Origin of the sequence: Tuberibacillus sp. Marseille-P3662 (assembly GCF_900178005.1) — a bacterium.
GTDB lineage: Bacteria > Bacillota > Bacilli > Bacillales > Sporolactobacillaceae > Marseille-P3662.
Map to the genome: position 1 here is coordinate 96,628 of NZ_FXBS01000002.1, position 16,099 is coordinate 112,726.

The 16,099-nt window shown below is 42.6% G+C and carries 15 protein-coding genes, 1 tRNA gene and 1 pseudogene; 9 read left to right on the plus strand and 8 right to left on the minus strand.

What is annotated here, in order from left to right; genetic code table 11:
* Positions 1 to 51: 51 nt before the first annotated feature.
* Together B9Y89_RS00665 and glmS are read left to right on the plus strand one after the other, a co-directional pair.
* Positions 52 to 1,059: a zinc-dependent alcohol dehydrogenase family protein gene (locus tag B9Y89_RS00665; protein ID WP_085520631.1), complete on the plus strand. Its 1,008-nt coding sequence runs from the start codon at positions 52 to 54 to the stop codon at positions 1,057 to 1,059.
* 139 nt (positions 1,060 to 1,198) lie between these two features.
* A complete protein-coding gene (gene glmS / locus B9Y89_RS00670) occupies positions 1,199 to 3,034 on the plus strand; it encodes a glutamine--fructose-6-phosphate transaminase (isomerizing) (RefSeq protein WP_085520633.1) in 1,836 nt (611 codons plus the stop codon).
* Positions 3,035 to 3,367: 333 nt separating this feature from the next.
* Here the strand turns inward: glmS and B9Y89_RS00675 are convergent, their stop codons facing one another.
* Entirely contained in the window at positions 3,368 to 3,847 is a 480-nt protein-coding gene (locus tag B9Y89_RS00675) for a GyrI-like domain-containing protein (RefSeq protein WP_085520635.1), read from the minus strand.
* A 112-nt stretch (positions 3,848 to 3,959) separates the two neighbouring features.
* Between B9Y89_RS00675 and B9Y89_RS00680 the strand changes: the two genes are divergently transcribed.
* From B9Y89_RS00680 to B9Y89_RS00690, 3 genes are all read left to right on the plus strand, one after another.
* Positions 3,960 to 4,922 (plus strand): helix-turn-helix transcriptional regulator, encoded by a 963-nt coding sequence (locus B9Y89_RS00680; RefSeq protein WP_085520636.1) that lies wholly within the window; start codon positions 3,960 to 3,962, stop codon positions 4,920 to 4,922.
* A 252-nt stretch (positions 4,923 to 5,174) separates the two neighbouring features.
* Positions 5,175 to 5,762, plus strand: a complete 588-nt coding sequence (locus tag B9Y89_RS00685) for a YdeI/OmpD-associated family protein (RefSeq protein ID WP_085520638.1) — start codon at positions 5,175 to 5,177, stop codon at positions 5,760 to 5,762.
* A gap of 53 nt (positions 5,763 to 5,815) precedes the next feature.
* Positions 5,816 to 6,367, plus strand: coding sequence for an NUDIX hydrolase (locus B9Y89_RS00690; protein WP_085520640.1), 552 nt, complete (start codon positions 5,816 to 5,818; stop codon positions 6,365 to 6,367).
* A 57-nt stretch (positions 6,368 to 6,424) separates the two neighbouring features.
* Here B9Y89_RS00690 and B9Y89_RS00695 read toward each other — a convergent pair whose 3' ends face one another.
* Positions 6,425 to 7,147 carry a 3-ketoacyl-ACP reductase gene (locus B9Y89_RS00695; protein WP_085520641.1) on the minus strand — a complete coding sequence of 241 codons (723 nt, stop codon included), beginning with the start codon at positions 7,145 to 7,147 and terminating at the stop codon, positions 6,425 to 6,427.
* A 163-nt stretch (positions 7,148 to 7,310) separates the two neighbouring features.
* On the opposite strand from B9Y89_RS00695, the gene B9Y89_RS00700 reads away from it, so the two are divergent.
* Positions 7,311 to 8,375, plus strand: a complete 1,065-nt coding sequence (locus B9Y89_RS00700) for a sulfotransferase (protein WP_085520643.1) — start codon at positions 7,311 to 7,313, stop codon at positions 8,373 to 8,375.
* A gap of 94 nt (positions 8,376 to 8,469) precedes the next feature.
* Here B9Y89_RS00700 and B9Y89_RS00705 read toward each other — a convergent pair whose 3' ends face one another.
* The 6 genes and pseudogenes from B9Y89_RS00705 to selB form a co-directional block, all read right to left on the minus strand.
* Positions 8,470 to 8,697 carry a hypothetical protein gene (locus B9Y89_RS00705; RefSeq protein WP_085520644.1) on the minus strand — a complete coding sequence of 76 codons (228 nt, stop codon included), beginning with the start codon at positions 8,695 to 8,697 and terminating at the stop codon, positions 8,470 to 8,472.
* A 146-nt stretch (positions 8,698 to 8,843) separates the two neighbouring features.
* Positions 8,844 to 9,443 (minus strand): thioredoxin family protein, encoded by a 600-nt coding sequence (locus B9Y89_RS00710; protein WP_254901146.1) that lies wholly within the window; start codon positions 9,441 to 9,443, stop codon positions 8,844 to 8,846.
* Between the two features lie 36 nt (positions 9,444 to 9,479).
* Positions 9,480 to 9,593: a peroxiredoxin family protein gene (locus tag B9Y89_RS00715; protein WP_085520646.1), complete on the minus strand. Its 114-nt coding sequence runs from the start codon at positions 9,591 to 9,593 to the stop codon at positions 9,480 to 9,482.
* A 36-nt stretch (positions 9,594 to 9,629) separates the two neighbouring features.
* Complete coding sequence (gene selA, locus B9Y89_RS00720) at positions 9,630 to 11,051, minus strand: L-seryl-tRNA(Sec) selenium transferase (RefSeq protein ID WP_085520647.1); 1,422 nt, start codon at positions 11,049 to 11,051, stop codon at positions 9,630 to 9,632.
* Positions 11,052 to 11,139: 88 nt separating this feature from the next.
* Positions 11,140 to 11,328: pseudogene (locus tag B9Y89_RS18870) on the minus strand (Rdx family protein); the annotation flags it as partial.
* A 171-nt stretch (positions 11,329 to 11,499) separates the two neighbouring features.
* A complete protein-coding gene (gene selB, locus B9Y89_RS00730) occupies positions 11,500 to 13,395 on the minus strand; it encodes a selenocysteine-specific translation elongation factor (protein ID WP_085520650.1) in 1,896 nt (631 codons plus the stop codon).
* 278 nt (positions 13,396 to 13,673) lie between these two features.
* On the opposite strand from selB, the gene B9Y89_RS18875 reads away from it, so the two are divergent.
* The 3 genes from B9Y89_RS18875 to selD all read left to right on the plus strand — a co-directional run bounded on the left by B9Y89_RS18875 (position 13,674) and on the right by selD (position 15,861).
* Positions 13,674 to 13,770 (plus strand) — tRNA-Sec (locus B9Y89_RS18875).
* A gap of 25 nt (positions 13,771 to 13,795) precedes the next feature.
* Positions 13,796 to 14,794: a glycosyltransferase gene (locus B9Y89_RS00735; protein WP_176222052.1), complete on the plus strand. Its 999-nt coding sequence runs from the start codon at positions 13,796 to 13,798 to the stop codon at positions 14,792 to 14,794.
* A gap of 20 nt (positions 14,795 to 14,814) precedes the next feature.
* Positions 14,815 to 15,861 carry a selenide, water dikinase SelD gene (selD, locus tag B9Y89_RS00740; protein WP_441351458.1) on the plus strand — a complete coding sequence of 349 codons (1,047 nt, stop codon included), beginning with the start codon at positions 14,815 to 14,817 and terminating at the stop codon, positions 15,859 to 15,861.
* The last annotated feature ends 238 nt before the right edge of the window (positions 15,862 to 16,099 follow it).

Sequence of the window (16,099 nt, forward strand, 5' to 3'; positions counted from 1 at the left end):
TTGTGCATAATGACCTAGCAAGCTTGACTTAAAAGGATTGGAGGCATTCCTATGAAGGCACATGTTCTTAACACTTATGGTGAATCGGCTACATTCGAAACGGTTGAAATGGCTCGACCAGAAACGACGTCGGGACACGTATTAATCCGAGTTGCGGCTTCAAGTGTGAACCCCTTGGATGTCGGCATCCGTAAAGGCGCCCCTAGCATTTTTGCCCCGGAATTGCCTGCGGTTATTCATGGAGATGTCGCAGGTGTGATTGAAAATGTCGGTGAAGGTGTGACCCAATTTCAACCTGGTGATGAAATCTATGCCTGTGCAGGAGGAGTTAGGGGGACTGCCGGTGGTGCCCTCGCGGATTATATGCTGGCTGACGCCGACTTAGTCGCCCATAAACCTCATTCTCTATCAATGAAAGAGGCCGCTAGTCTCCCGTTGGTCACTTTAACAGCTTGGGAAGGGTTAATTGATCGAGCTAATATCCAAGCTGGACAAAAAGTGTTAATTCACGGCGGCACGGGCGGTGTTGGCCATGTTGCCATCCAAATTGCCAAGTGGGCAGGTGCCACTGTTTATGCGACCGCTTCTTCCGAGGATAAATTGGCGATAGCAAAAGACTTGGGTTCTGACCATGTGATTAATTACCGAGCAGAAAGCGTTCAAGATTATGTAGAAAAATATACGGATGGAAAAGGCTTTGACGTTGTATTCGATACCGTTGGCGGCAAAAATTTGGACCAATCTATTGAGGCCGCAGCCCTTTATGGTGATGTGATTAACATTCTATCAGGCTCTGAACACGATTTATCCCTTTTGAGCCCTAAAGGAATCACCCTTCATGGGGTCCTCATGTTGATTCCTCTCCTTCATAACATGAAGCGTGATCATCATGGAAAGGTTCTATCTAAGGCTGCTGAACTTGTGGAGCAAGGACAGCTTCGACCGTTAGTTGATAAGCGTTCCTTTAACTTTGGTGAAGTCGCTGACGCCCATCAATACCTCGAGTCTGGAGAAGCCATTGGCAAAGTCACTTTAACCAACCCAAATTTTAGTAAGTAAGTCCCTTAGGTTATCTAAGGGACGACCTCCCCCTAAATTCCCTTTCCCTCATGATTTCATAATATTAAAAGTCCGACAATTATAGTAAAATAGAGATATGATACAAGTACGTTGATTCAAGTGATGCGAGGTGACGAGAATGAGTGGCATCGTTGGCTACATCGGCAATCGCTCGGCCCAATTGATTCTGTTAAATTGTCTCAAACAACTTGATTACCGAGGGTATGACTCAGCCGGAACAGCCATTTCCAATGAAGAGACCATTAACGTTCGCAAAGAAATGGGACGGATTGAAGATTTAGAGGCTTCCCTTCTGCTCGATCCGATCACCAGGGGACACCTTGGTATCGGGCATACAAGATGGGCGTCACACGGGCCACCAAGCGCGCCGAATTCACACCCTTTAAGTGACGATCAGGGACGTTTTTTTGTCGCCCATAATGGCATTATTGAAAATCATCAGGATCTGAAAGCACATCTCATCTCTGAAGGACACACCTTTACAACAGAAACGGACACAGAAGTAATCCCTCATCTATTAGTTCACTATGATACTGGGAATTTTGTGGAGACTGTCCGACAAGTCTTACCTCAGTTAAAAGGTGCGTTCGCGCTGGCCATCATGTCAAAAGCTGAGCCTGATAAAATCATCGCTGTTTCACAAGAAAACCCGCTCATTCTGGGATTTGGGGAGCAAGAAGCGTTTTTATCATCTGATATCCCTGCTCTCCTCTCTTATACCAAAGATATTTATCCGATCAAGAACGGAGAAATAGCGATCTTAACACATCAATCGGTCAAAGTGGAAACCATCGAGGGCGAGCTTGTCAATCCGGATAAAGCATTCATTGAGTGGGATGGCGAGGACCTTCACCTTCAGGATCATGAGCATTACATGTTAAAAGAAATCATGGAACAACCAAAAGCGATCAAAAGAACGCTGGAAAATCGTTTGACTCAAGGCGGTGTCAGTTTACCTGAACTTGATGCCTTTTTTCTTAACCACGATATTCACCAATATAAAAAGATTGATATTGTTGGTAGCGGCACATCGTATCATTCAGGCATCGTCGGCAAAAAAGTTCTGGAAACAGTGCTGGATAGGCCCATTGAAGTTTCTATTTCCTCGGAGTTTAGCTCTGAGCATGGTTCACTTGGTGACGATCATCTCGTTATTGTGTTAAGCCAATCAGGTGAAACCGCTGATACTTTATCCGCCTTGAAAGAAGCGAAGGCATACGGAAGTCCTACGATCGCAATTACTAATAATAGAAGAAGAAACATTGCGCGCAAAGCGGATTACACCATCTGTACAAATGCTGGACCAGAATTCGCCGTTGCCGCAACCAAAGCGTATACAACACAAATCACGGCTTTATTACTATTAGCCGTTGCCTTGGCTGATAAGGCTAAGCCGTCAGAGAGCACACCTGTGCCCGAACTCTTAGATGCCTTACATAGGCTTCCGGAAACGGCCGAACAATCACTGATCATGACCCAAGATGCGATTGATGAATTTGCTCAAGTCACTGACGATCAAGATAACCTATTTTTAATCGGCCGAGGCCTTGATTATGTGCTTGCATTAGAAGGTACATTGAAATTACAAGAAGTCGCTTATTTACACGCTGATGCCTATGCTGCGGGAGAAATGAAACATGGCACGATGGCCTTAATTACCCCAGGGGTTCCTGTCATTGCCCTCGCCACACAGGACAAATTACGGGACAAAATCATTAGCAATATTAGAGAAGTCAAGGCGAGGGACGCCTTTGTTGTTGGCGTGACAACGATCGGTGATGCGGCCGTCAGCAACATCGTTGACCAAGTGCTCTATATCCCTGAAGCACATCCCTTTATTATGCCGATTATCGCCGCGATTCCTTTGCAGCTATTAGCCTACTATGCCGGCACAGTCCGCGGCTACAACGTTGATCGCCCGCGTAATCTAGCGAAAAGCTTGACTGTGGAATGACACTATAAAACCCGTTTTTTATATCGTTGAGTAATCAAATTAAGGCGCCTGAGGGGATACATGTTCATGTTAAAAGAATGGGTTATTCGAGGAATAGAGCCAGTTTGTGGCATGGTTTGATATGATATTTGTGATTCACAAACTTTTAAATAGAACAGAAAATGGTGTTAGGTAAATGAGTTAAAAGTATGTTGGTAACCGTATAAGTAAACGAGGCTTTAAACAGATAACAGCACCCTCTAATTAGATAGAGAAGTGCTGTTTTGTTATTTAAGTCCTAGGCCAACTGTGGACACATTTTTAAAACGATATAGTCCATTTCCATACCTCCCATTATTTCCTTACAACAGGAATCCACATTTCACCATATACTAAGCCGTTTTCATGGCCCATCTCAACCGTTGCATTTGGCCCGCCAACATAGGCAAAATCTTTTGTTTCTGGCAAGACCTGACCAAAGGCAATGCCAGTAAGCTTATTACTCAACTCTTCAGCGGTTGTCGCTTCCCCTTTAACAACGAGGTATTCTCCTTTAGGAAATTGGATCATTCTATGTTCTTCTGGTAAGGATACCTTTGTCAGGACTCCTGCATAATGCATCATCTTGTTATTCACCGCTTCGTTCACAGCAAAAATGTAGCCATTTGTGGCTATGGCTTTTAAAGTGTCAAGCCTTCCATCTTTTTTAATGGCCTGCCAAAAGTCGGACTTTTCCTTGTTTATGCCAGCGTAGTCTGTGTAATTGCTCTTAAGCTCTGTACCCAAACCTAAAACGGTAAAGCTATCTTTATACTCTAGGTTATAATTTGTCATATTAAAAAACCTTCCTTTTTGTTAAATTGATTAAATGATTTGTATATTCACCTGATAGGTTTATAATAACCATAAATCATGTCAAAAAATGATACTGTTTTTGGAGGTCCCGATGAAAAAAGTTGAGCGAATAAATATCATCATGAGGTATATCAACAACCGGTCCCACTTTACCATTTCTGAAATCATGCGAGAATTTAACATCTCGCGTTCAACCGCTATTAGAGATATCAGAGAAATAGAAGCCATGGGGATGCCGCTTGTCGCTGAAGCTGGAAGAGATGGGGGTTATTTTGTCATGAACAACTCTGTCTTACCCACTGTCCGTTTTACTGATAATGAGGTCAAAGCTCTTTTTATTGCTTTTATGGCCACAAGAAATCAACAACTCCCTTATCTTAAGAGTCGTCAGTCTTTAGCTGAAAAATTACTAGGCCTCGTCTCAGAAAACCAGCAGGATGACCTAATTTTATTAAATCAAATCTTACTCTTTGAAGGGACCAACCCTAATAATCCCGACCTGCTTGAACTGTCAGACCTTCCCCATCCTATGTTAGAACAACTTTTCCAAATCCTCCTTTTGGATAGCTATTTATTGATTACCCTCACAGAAGGGAAGGTAATAAAGTCTTATCCAATTTATCTCTTACACCTTTATCGAGAAAAAAGCCTTTGGCTGATTGAAGGCTTTGACTTAAAGGAAGAAAAGAAACAAATTTTCCCTGTCGATAACCTCACCGATGTAGAAACTTATCCTACGAAAGAAAGATTAAGTAAGAAAAAAATTTTAGAAAAACTAAGTAAGCAGGAAGAAGAAAACAACCTGATCATTGAACTTGGTCCAAGGGCGATTGCCCAGTTCAAAAAATATCATCCTTTAAAAGTTTCAATTTCCTATATGGATCCTTACCAAGCCACTGCTATTCTAAAGACTTTTATTAATGTTAATCATCCCGAAGAATTGACCGAAATAACAAATTGGCTACTTTTCTTAGGTGGAGATATCAAGGTCAGGGAAGTACCAGAAGAGGTCTTAGAAATTTTACAAGAGAGATTATTACTATATTGCCCATGAGCAATGCAGTTAAACCATATATAGTTACGTTATAGTACGGGGCGACTTTTTGGAATAAAGATCTGCGCCCGTATTTCTTCTAAACGGCGCAGATTGTGGAGGAAAGTTTTCACGTATTCGTGTAGAATAATAATTGAGATTGTGGAAGATTATGCTTGAACGGGCAGAATAGCGACATAAACTCCCTATAACTTTCCAAGCCAGGTCTACTTGATAGTCAGTTGTTGAAAAACTGAAGAAAGGTGATCCTTGATGACAAATAGTAGAATGAATCCTAAGGTTGATGAATTTTTAAGTAAAACCCAAAAATGGAAGGAAGAATATGAGAAGTTGAGAAATATCGTTCTTGACTGTGAGCTGAACGAAGCATTTAAATGGATGCATCCTTGTTACACGTTTGAGAAAAAAAACATCGTTTTAATACATGGATTTAAAGAATATTGTGCACTTCTGTTTCACAAAGGTGCCTTGTTACAGGACCCCCATGGGATTTTAATCCAACAAACGGAGAATGTACAGGCAGCGCGCCAGATTCGGTTCACCAATATTCAAGAAATAGTTGAAATGGAACCCATCTTGAGATCCTATATTTATGAAGCCATTGAAGTTGAAAAAGCCGGTTTGGAAGTAAAAATGAATACAGAATTCATCATTCCTGAGGAACTTCAAAATAAATTCGATGAAATCCCTGCCTTGAAAACGGCTTTTGAAGCATTGACGCCGGGACGGCAAAGAGCATACATTCTTTATTTTTCTAAAGCCAAACAATCCAAAACTCGAGAGTCAAGGATTGAAAAATATATGCAGCACATTCTTAATGGAAAGGGATTAAATGATTAGTATATTCGATGCAGCTCTTGAGTTGAACAATCACTAAAAAACAAGGAGATCCAATGCTAAAATACAATTTATGCTTTATCAGACAGGATACAAAAATCTTATTACTCAACCGTGAATTTTCGCCATGGCTGGGGCGTTGGAATGGCGTAGGTGGAAAATTAGAGAAGGATGAGCGACCTAGAGAATCTATGATTAGAGAAATTCATGAAGAAACACAAATTAATCCATCCTGTTTATATTTTAAAGGGTTGATAACCTGGACAAACTCAGAGGGCGGAGAGTTTGGCGGCCTGTACTTATATCTGGCTGACATCCCGGAGAATGATGTCTATCAGACACCAATAAAAACAGATGAAGGAATCTTGGATTGGAAAGACATTGATTGGATATTGCATCCTGAAAATGACGGTATTGCTTCGAATATTTCGCGTTGCCTTGAAAAAGTCCTTTACGACGACCATTGTTTTAATCATCACAGTACCTTTAATAATGATCGGTTGATTGATCAAATATCAACAGTGATTGATGCTAGAATCGAAGAGGACAAAGACCTTGAAGCTGAATATTTAGATAAGTACATGAAATCCGACTCCTTTATCAAATAACCAACTAAAAAGGTGACCCTGGATTGGTTTCCACAGCCACCCTTTTATAGCCATTATTTAGAACGGATTCGTCGCCCACTGTAAAGATTGTTTAATGAATATACGTGGATGCAGCTTCAGCTGAGATACCATATATTCAGCAAGATCTTCTGGTTGCATGAACTTCTCTTGATCTTGTTCATCAAGCTTATCCCCAAAGGCAAGCTCTGTAGCTACGAGACTCGGATTCAGTGTAAAGACGCGGATGTTATGTCGTCGCACCTCCTGCATAAGCGCTTCAGTCATCCCCTGCACAGCGAATTTTGAAGCACTATAGGCCGTTGAACCTGCGGTACCTTTAAGACCGTTACTCGAGGAGATATTGATGATGTCCCCTTGGTCTTTTTCAATCATCTGCGGCAAGACAGCGCGTGTGATGTGATATGTACCAAAAACATTGACTTCAAAGGTGTGCTTCCAGTCCTTTGGATCCGTTTCTAAGAACGAGCCGTGTAAACCAATGCCGGCATTATTGATGAGAATATCAGCTGAACCTAGCTCATGTTGTAAGTGATCGATCGCCTGATTCGCTTCATCCATATTCGCAATATCAGCTACGGCGACACTCGCCTTCACGCCAAGTGATTCGGCTTCCTTTGCAACTTCTTTCAGCTTGCTTTCTGTACGAGCGATCAATCCGACGTTGACGCTCTCTTTTGCCAATTGCAGTGCAGTAGCCCGTCCGATGCCACTACCCGCACCTGTGATGTAGGCGACTTTTCCTTGGATATCTTGCCCCATTTGAACCATCCTCTCTACCGTTTCTACTGTCAGTGTAATGTCTGGAGAGTTGAGATTCAAAAATAACGGTTTGCTTTATTCATAAGCCTTTCGCCTCTTGTATCAAATCATGGATAAGGTAAAATTTTCATCGAGTTCATTTTTATACGGGAGATGAGAAATCATGACGGAACCTGTTTTTGTTATATCAACAGGGAGAAGCGGATCAACAGCTCTCTCCAACTGCATCAACTCACATCCAAACTTACTCAGCCTCTCTGAGTTCTTTTTATTCATTCACTTTCATACCGATTTTCAAGAGGACGAAAGCCATTGGCCTGGTTTGTCTTTGGAAAGATGGGATGGCCAGCAGTTTTGGGATTTTATTTCGAAAAAATCACCCACTCATATGCATCGTTATTTCGATAAAGGCATCATGCCTAAGGAACTTTTGTATAAGGTGACGCCAACATCACGGTTCAATATGGAAACCGGGATACCGGGAATTAGTATGACACCCCTTCCCCATTTGACAGATCATCCAGACGAATTATATGAAGAACTTGAATCGGTAGTCACCCAATATCCTAAAGACAGACTTGATCGTCAGTACCGCCGGTTATTTGATTATTTACTTAAAAGATTCGGGCGGGATGTTTGCGTGGAAAGATCCGGCATGTCTGTCTATTTTGTCGATCGCCTCATTAATATGTTTCCAAATGCAAAATTCATCTTTCTATATCGCGACCTTCGTGAAAATGTGATGGCCTTTAACCGTTTTCAAGGTTTTAAAATGGGTATGGCCATTAAAGAGGCGAATAAAAAGACCGGGGTGAACCCTGCCGATCCCGACACCGATCCAGAACAATTGGGTGAATATCAGTGGCTGCATCCCGATTACTTTGACGTCGAGAAATTGAATCAATTTGAAATTCCCTATGAAACATTTGGAGCCAAATTATCGCAGGCGATGGTTTCAGCTTCCGAGGAGCTTGACAAATTACCTTCACATCAAGTGCTTAACCTACGCTACGAAACGCTCGTCGATGCACCAAAGGATCAACTGAGACGTGTGATTGATTTTATTCAGCCTGAATCCGCCACAAAGGCAACAAATGAACAATGGATCGAGCAGGCCGCAGCGACCATCCGCTCGAAACCTAATACTTGGAAGGACTTACCTGATGAAAAACGCCAACGACTTGAAGAAGCCTGTGAGCCGGCTTTGAAGTTGCTAGAATATGTATAATGTAAAAGCGTGCCTGAAGTACTCGATGAAACTTCACGGCACGCACGTTTTTTCCCAAGATGATATACACACGTACCCTTCCTAGCCACCTCTTTTATACAAAGATTAAAATAATCATTAGTATGGCAAAAATGTGAAGTAAAGTATGTGAAGAAAACTTTTGTGTTATTTTGACGACTAAATACATCCATAATATAACAAATAAAACACGAAAACCGAATGCCTCAACCTCCGACATACTAATCCATTCTCTAATTTGTGTCAAAAGGGGCACGACTGAGGCAATTAAATAAGCTCGTAATAATTGGTTTGTCTTATCCATCAATTCCATCCTTACTTTATAAATTTCACTGGGATATTTTGTATAATTAATAGACTTGGCAACCTCCTATCCAACCATATCCTGTGAAACAACCATCAGTCTACTTTAAAGCGGCTAACTCAAATGAGTTAGCCGCTTACTTATAGTTAGGAAATAAAACAACCATCTGGCCCGCAAACGAGACCTTCATTTCGACGTTGTTCTTCTTCTTGTTTTTCCTTCTTCAATTGTTCTTTTTGCCAATCAAAATCAATGTCCGGTGCAAATTTTTCGGGGTAACGGAGATACCAGCGTTGTTTACGGATGGTAAAGTTCTCTGGGTCAAGCAAGATCGCGTCATCCAGTTCTTTTAACGCCTCATCCTTTTTATCCTGCTTGGCGTACTCCATACCGAGTTTGAATTTGGTCTGTGCGAGTTGAAGTTGCAGATCAGATTCCCCAGATCCTGTAGCATCATCATCAAATTCAACTTTTTCCACTTCTTTGTTAATGAGTTGTTCGACTGCCTTAACATGATCAGGGTCATCAACGCTGAACCCTGCTTTAAGCAGACGAATGACACCGTCCTCATCGATAAAAATTCCATTAGGAACTACTTTGAAATTAAACATGTTGACTAACTTGTTGTCCGCATCCACGACGGTTGTAAACGTTGTTCCTTCAATATAAGGTTGAACCACATCAGGTCCCTGGCCGTCCACCGCAACCGAGAGGATACCAAAGTTCTTATCCTTGTGCTGTTCCAATACCGACTGCCATCCAGGCAGTTGTTCGCGGCATCGTCACCAGGATGCCCACATAAATATTAAGGTATTTTTGCCACGATAATCACTAATCGATACGATATTGCCGTTAACATCTTTTAACTGAAGGTCTTGAATCTGTTCTAATAACACGTTCATGCCTCCTCATAAATTGTTAGACTATTTATATCATATTTCAGCCAAATGTGTCACTTGTAGAAAACCGTTAATAAGGTCTGGCATGTCTTCCCTTGTTATCGTACGAAAATCAATAAGGACTTGATCGTCTTGAATACGTGTCACAATGGCTGGCTTTGCTCCTCGGAGATTGGCTGCTAATTCATTAGCGGACATTTTCTCATGAGTGATGGCCGCGACAAACGTTGGTAACTCAACGCCTGGCATTGTCCCGCCGCCAATTTGTGAGGTGCTTTTCTGAATGGCCATTCGATAATCCGTCGTGGCCGCTTGAATGTCCTGGACAAAGCCTTCCGTTTGTTCTTTAATCTCATCAGCCGTTCGAGTGATATCCCGAATCGTTGGTAGCGATTCTCTAGCTTCATCCCCCATTAAATACGTCTTTAATGTTTGTTCAAGCGCCGCTAGGGTCATCTTGTCCACTCGGAGGACCCTGGCTAATTGGTGCTTCTTCAACTGTGTAATGATATCCTTTTTGCCAACGATGATGCCGGCCTGTGGGCCCCCTAAAAGCTTGTCACCACTGAAGGTCACAACATCGATCCCTGCTTGAATCGTATCTTTAACGACCGGTTCGTCTCCTATGCCATGCTGTTTCAAATCATATAATGCCCCACTGCCTAAGTCTTCATATAATAAAAGTTGCTTGTACTGATCTTTTAAAGTAGCAAGCTCCTCAGTGGCAACAGATTCAGTAAAACCAATCGTCTTAAAATTGCTCGTGTGAACTTTCATCATCATCGCCGTGTCTTCACTTATAGCATTTTCGTAGTCATATAGATGGGTTTTATTGGTTGTCCCCACCTCAACGAGTTGGGCCCCACTTTCCTCCATAATCGAGGAGATACGAAACGAACCGCCAATTTCAACGAGTTGGCCCCGGGAAACGACAACCTCTTTATCCTTAGCTAATGCTCTTAATACAAGAAAAACCGCTGCGGCATTATTATTGACGACCATGGCGGCTTCTGCACCGGTGACCTCTCTTAGCAAATCCTCAATAATGTCATGACGCGAGCCACGTTTGCCCTCCTCAATCTGATACTCTAAATTAGAATAGTTTCTAGCAACGTCAGCCACGTGCTCAATCGCTTTGTCACTCAAACGCGCCCGTCCCAAATTGGTATGTAAAACCGTGCCCGTCCCATTAATAACCTTCGTTAAGCGGTCTTGACTGTCACGGATCACCTTTCCCTCGGCGTTTTGAAAAATGAGGTCCGTCAAACTTTGGTCGGCTAAACTTTCTATTGCCAGACTTTCACTTAAAATCTGTTCTCGTAAATCATTAATCTCATTTTGAATGACTTTCGTTAACTGGTCCTGTGATAGTTCCGACGTTCTTAAGATTTTCTCAAAGCGTCCATCCCTTTGTAATTCATGAACCGGGGGGAGCTGTCGTAAGTATTGTTTCATTTTTAAATCCTCCGTTGGCCTAACAACTTAGACTTATCCTACACAAAAGGTGCCTCCCATTCAAATCGTGAGGCACCTCTACTGATCATCATGACTGCTCGTCTATGAGTTCAATTATCTGTTCGGTATCCGGAAATTGTCCCGTTTCCTTCTTTGAATAAATTTTCTCGCCATTAACCGTCACTTCAAACGCCCCTCCCGAACTAGGGACTAACTCTATCGAATCGATAGCTGAGCGATAATGCGTAAATAGTTGTTCCGCAAGACCTGCGGCTTTAGGTGAGTAGTTTCATTGCATACAAAATTCAATCGCCATTTTAAGACTCATAAAATAATGTCCTCCTACAGCATTTTATCCCCATTCTTGCAAATTCAATCGATGATGTTAAATCCTTTGGTATCCGAGACACTTTTTTCGACACTTGAATTCAGTTTTAGCGACAATCACTCACTTTTTCCATTTTCGCCTGTCATCAACTCGAGTGGTTACTTTAAACTGGTCGAGTAACTCCAAGAACGGAATCAAGTACTTTCTCGATACACCTAAGGCATCTTTCGCTTCTTTCAACCCAAACGCCTCATCCGTTTGCGCTCTTAGCTGCGATAGAGCGGCATCGAAAGCAGTATGATGGATCAACATCTCATCCGTTAACCGATAAGCCTGTTTCGTATTAATAAGGTAAGTATTGAGCTCAGTCGCATTTTCCTTCGACAACGGCGTATCCTTAACATAATCATCCCACTTCATCACATTCAAGCCATCCTTCTCAAGATGAGTGATGATCTCTTCCATTCGCACCTTCCACTTCGCCGGTAAATGAGGATTGAAGTCTGGCCAAGCAAGGAATTGCTCGTCTTTTTTTATATCTCCGGAAGCGATCATTGTATTCAAGGTATGTTCAATGAACAACTTTGGATACACTCCACTGAATGTTTGAACCACTTCGGCTTTACTAATGCCTAATCTCATCGGATAGTTTTCATGATAGCCGTGCAACTGCTCTGTCACTTCGTCCTTAATCTTAGTAAAATCTTTCATCAAGCCATATCTATTTCCAGCCATCTCAAACAGCTGCCCTGCTTCGACCTCCTTATATATCGCAGCTTTTATCTCGGGTTCGTCGAGCGATGTGTACTGAATGAGTTGCTTCACATCCAGTAACTTATACTTGGTTAACACATCTTCGATGAGATCTTCTGGCGTTCCTTCCTTCTTTTTTCGTAACATCTCGACCGTTGCTTCACCGAAACGATATTTGCCGCCTTTGGGCTGAATCACCCAGCCACCACCTAGGGTTTCAACAGGGGTCGGGCGCCGTAAAATAAACCGATCGCCACGACGAACGACGATATCTTCTTCTAAACGGACTTGGCATAAAACGGTGTCATTTGTCTGGTTCACTTCATTCCGATCAAAAAAAACAATTTTCCCCATGACCTCGGACGTACCCACATGAATCTTTACCGGCGATCGTTGTTTAACGGGCGAAGTTAGGTCATCGACAAATTGCAGACTCACATCAATCGTGTTCGTCACCAAAAAGTGGTCTGAAGTGACCAAGACATCCCCTCGCTGAATCTGATTCTTGTCAATACCGCCAAGATTAATCGCTGTTCGCTGACCGGCGCGTGCTTGATCTTTATCTTTATGGTGGACTTGAATTTGTCGCGGCTTCACATTAAGACCTTCAGGAAGGATCGTCAGTTGACTCCCTTTCTGAACAACCCCTTCATAGATTGTCCCTCTAACAATGGTACCTTGTCCCTGCACTGTAAACACTTGATCAATCGGCAACCGAAATGAACCATAGGCATCCCGGTGATTAACTTTCCCCAGTTCCGAGAAAATCGTTTGTTTTAATTCGTCAACGCCATGTCCAGACACACTGTCAACACGAACGAATGGCGCCTCGGCAAAGATCGTCCCTTCAAGCCCTTCTTTAATATCTTCCGTTGCGATATCGAGCAACTCTTGATCGACACGATCGATTTTAGAAACCGCAACAATGCACCGCTGAACACCCAGGAACTCGAGAATTTGTAAATGCTCTTTCGTTTGCGGCATAACGCCCTCATCCGCGGCAATCACAAGAACGACAAGATCGATACCCGCAACGCCGGCAATCATTTGGCGAATAAATCGCTCGTGACCCGGTACGTCCACTATGGAAACATGGCGGCCATCTTTCACTTCTAAAGGGGCATAGCCTGACTCAATTGACACCTTTCGTTCCTTTTCCTCTTTTAAACGATCCGTATCTACATGAGTCATCGCCTTTGTCAGTGTGGTTTTGCCATGATCGATATGGCCAGCCATGCCAATCGTATAATAGGCCTCATCCATTTTGCTTCACCTGCTTTTTCATTTGCATGTTATCTATACTTTAATAGGGACAGAAACCTGATTCAAGTTTATTGACCTATATGTCTGTTGTCCCATACATGTCCCATATTGTCATTTTTCTGTCCCATAACTTAACAAACGTGTCCAATAAAACAGTATTTCTGGAACGCGCTTGTCCCGTACTCGCTATCTTTCTAAGTGCGAGCAGTGACAACGATAGTCTTCATAACTTGAATTAAAAATTTCGTTCTGTGTATAATGTGAAATGTGCTTTTCATGGGGCTGGATGAGTGACTGGTGTCCTCCTGGGTCTTCAAAACCCTGAGGGAGGCGCGTGCCGTCTCCGGTGGGTTCGATTCCCACACAGTCCCGCCATACAAGATCTAAAGGATGACGCGCATTGAAAGTTGTATTGGCAGCCCCTAATTTTCATCAACCCCGTGGCAATACCGTGACCGTTCGACGAATATCGGAAGGATTAGAAAACTTAGGTGTTGAAACGAAGATTATTTCAATCACAGAAGACACACCCTCACCTTCGCTTCCATCAGCGGATGTTGTCCATGGATTTCATGCCTACCGTTTTTATCAATTCATGCAGACGTTAAATAAGCCATTAAAACCTTATATTGTCACTTTAACAGGAACAGATTTAAATCACGATTTGTTTGATCAAAACAGACGCGAAGACGTCCTGCGTTGTCTAACCGGTGCTAAAGCTATCCATGTGTTTGATGATGAAGCAAGACACGTTTTACTCAAGGAAGTTCCTAATATAGACCATAAAACTTTCACCATTCATCAGGGAACCCGTGATTTCCCTGATACGAACTTAAACATAAAAAAAGAGCCAAATACATTTTTATTTGTGCTTCCTGCGGGAATTAGAAAAGTAAAAAACATCCCGTTTGCGATTCAGATGCTGAGCACCCTTCATGAAAAAAGGCCGAACATTCGCCTCTGGTTAGTCGGCCCTATTATTGAAGACGAGGAAGGAAACATGGTTAAAATACTCGCGGAACAAAATTCAGACTGGGTTCAATATATAGGTCAAGTTCCTCATAACAAAATGGGCGGAATGTATCAGCAAGCGGATGTTATTCTCAACACGTCGCATTCAGAAGGACAACCTTCTTCAATCTTGGAAGCCATGAGTTATGGCCTCCCTGTCATAGCTTCTAATAATCTAGGGAATCGTAATATTATCTCTCACCAAGAAACGGGTCTATTGTATGACGAATCCAGCGAATTTCTTGATCATGCAGAAGAACTCATAAATAATAACGAATTAAGACAAACCATTGGCCAATCAGCTCAACAATATATTACCGGCCACCATTCGAGCCGATATGAAGCTGAATCTTTGTTAAATATTTATCATTCGCTTATAATTTCATGAGAGACAAAGGGGTGAATATGATGTCTAGAGAAGAAATTAAATTAACGTCTTTATCTAGCAAAGGTGGCTGAGGATGCAAAATTGGTCCTGAAGACCTGACGCAAGTTTTGCGTCATCTACCACAATCTGTACCTGATCCCAACCTGCTTGTCGGCTTAGATACGTCCGATGACGCTGGTGTTTATAAAATTAATGATGATACTGCTCTCGTTCAAACGTTGGATTATTTTACTCCAATTGTGGATGACCCCTATATGTTCGGTCAAATCGGAGCCGCCAATTCATTAAGTGATGTATACGCCATGGGTGGCAAGCCGATAACGGTGATGAATATCGTTGGCTTTCCGATTAACACACTCGATCAAAGTGTATTAGCAGATATCTTATCCGGCGCCTCCGACAAAGTTGCTGAGTCAGGGGCTGCTTTAGTCGGCGGACACTCCATTGACGATCAAGAACCTAAATTTGGACAATCTGTCACTGGAACGGTTCATCCCGAGCGGATTATATCGAACGCCGGTGCGAAACCAGGCGATCGATTGATCTTAACTAAACCGATCGGCGTTGGCATTTTAACAACTGCCATTAAAAGAGATCTACTGGCTAAGGATGAATTGAACGAAGTGATGGACACCATGGCCACATTAAATAAATATGCCGCCGAAACTATGGCCAATTATTCCGTCAATGCTTGTACGGATGTCACCGGCTTTGGCCTTCTTGGTCACAGCCTTGAAATTGCTCAGGGAGGTCAAGTGGGGATCACCATATCTAGCAAGGACGTTCCTGTCTTGACCAAGACAAGAGAGCTTGCCGAACAAAACGTCATTCCAGGCGGCACACGTGGCAATCATCAATGGCTGTCTGAGAGTATTGACTACGACGATGCCATTAGTGACATCGATCAGCTGATCCTGTGTGATGCCGTCACATCGGGAGGTCTCCTTATCTCCGTACCTGAAGCACAAGCAGAATCCCTGCAACATGAACTACGAGAAAACAACGTTCAATCAGCTATTATCGGTGAAGTCACCAGCGAACATTCAGGACGTATTAAAGTCATCTAAAAGGACTCTCACTTGAGTCCTTTTTTACACTTGAGCAATTATAAGAAAAGGCTCCTTTCTAAAAGATTATTTTTTAAATAGGATTGATAAAACCTATAGTGTCAAAAAATCGCTGATGGGAGCGGAAGGTGGTTGAGGTTCGGAACACTTAAACTTAGTGTGTTCCTCAGCGCCGCTTACTCAAGATGCCTTTACTAGAGTCCTGCGGGATGAGCGGGACAGGTGAGACCCCACAGGC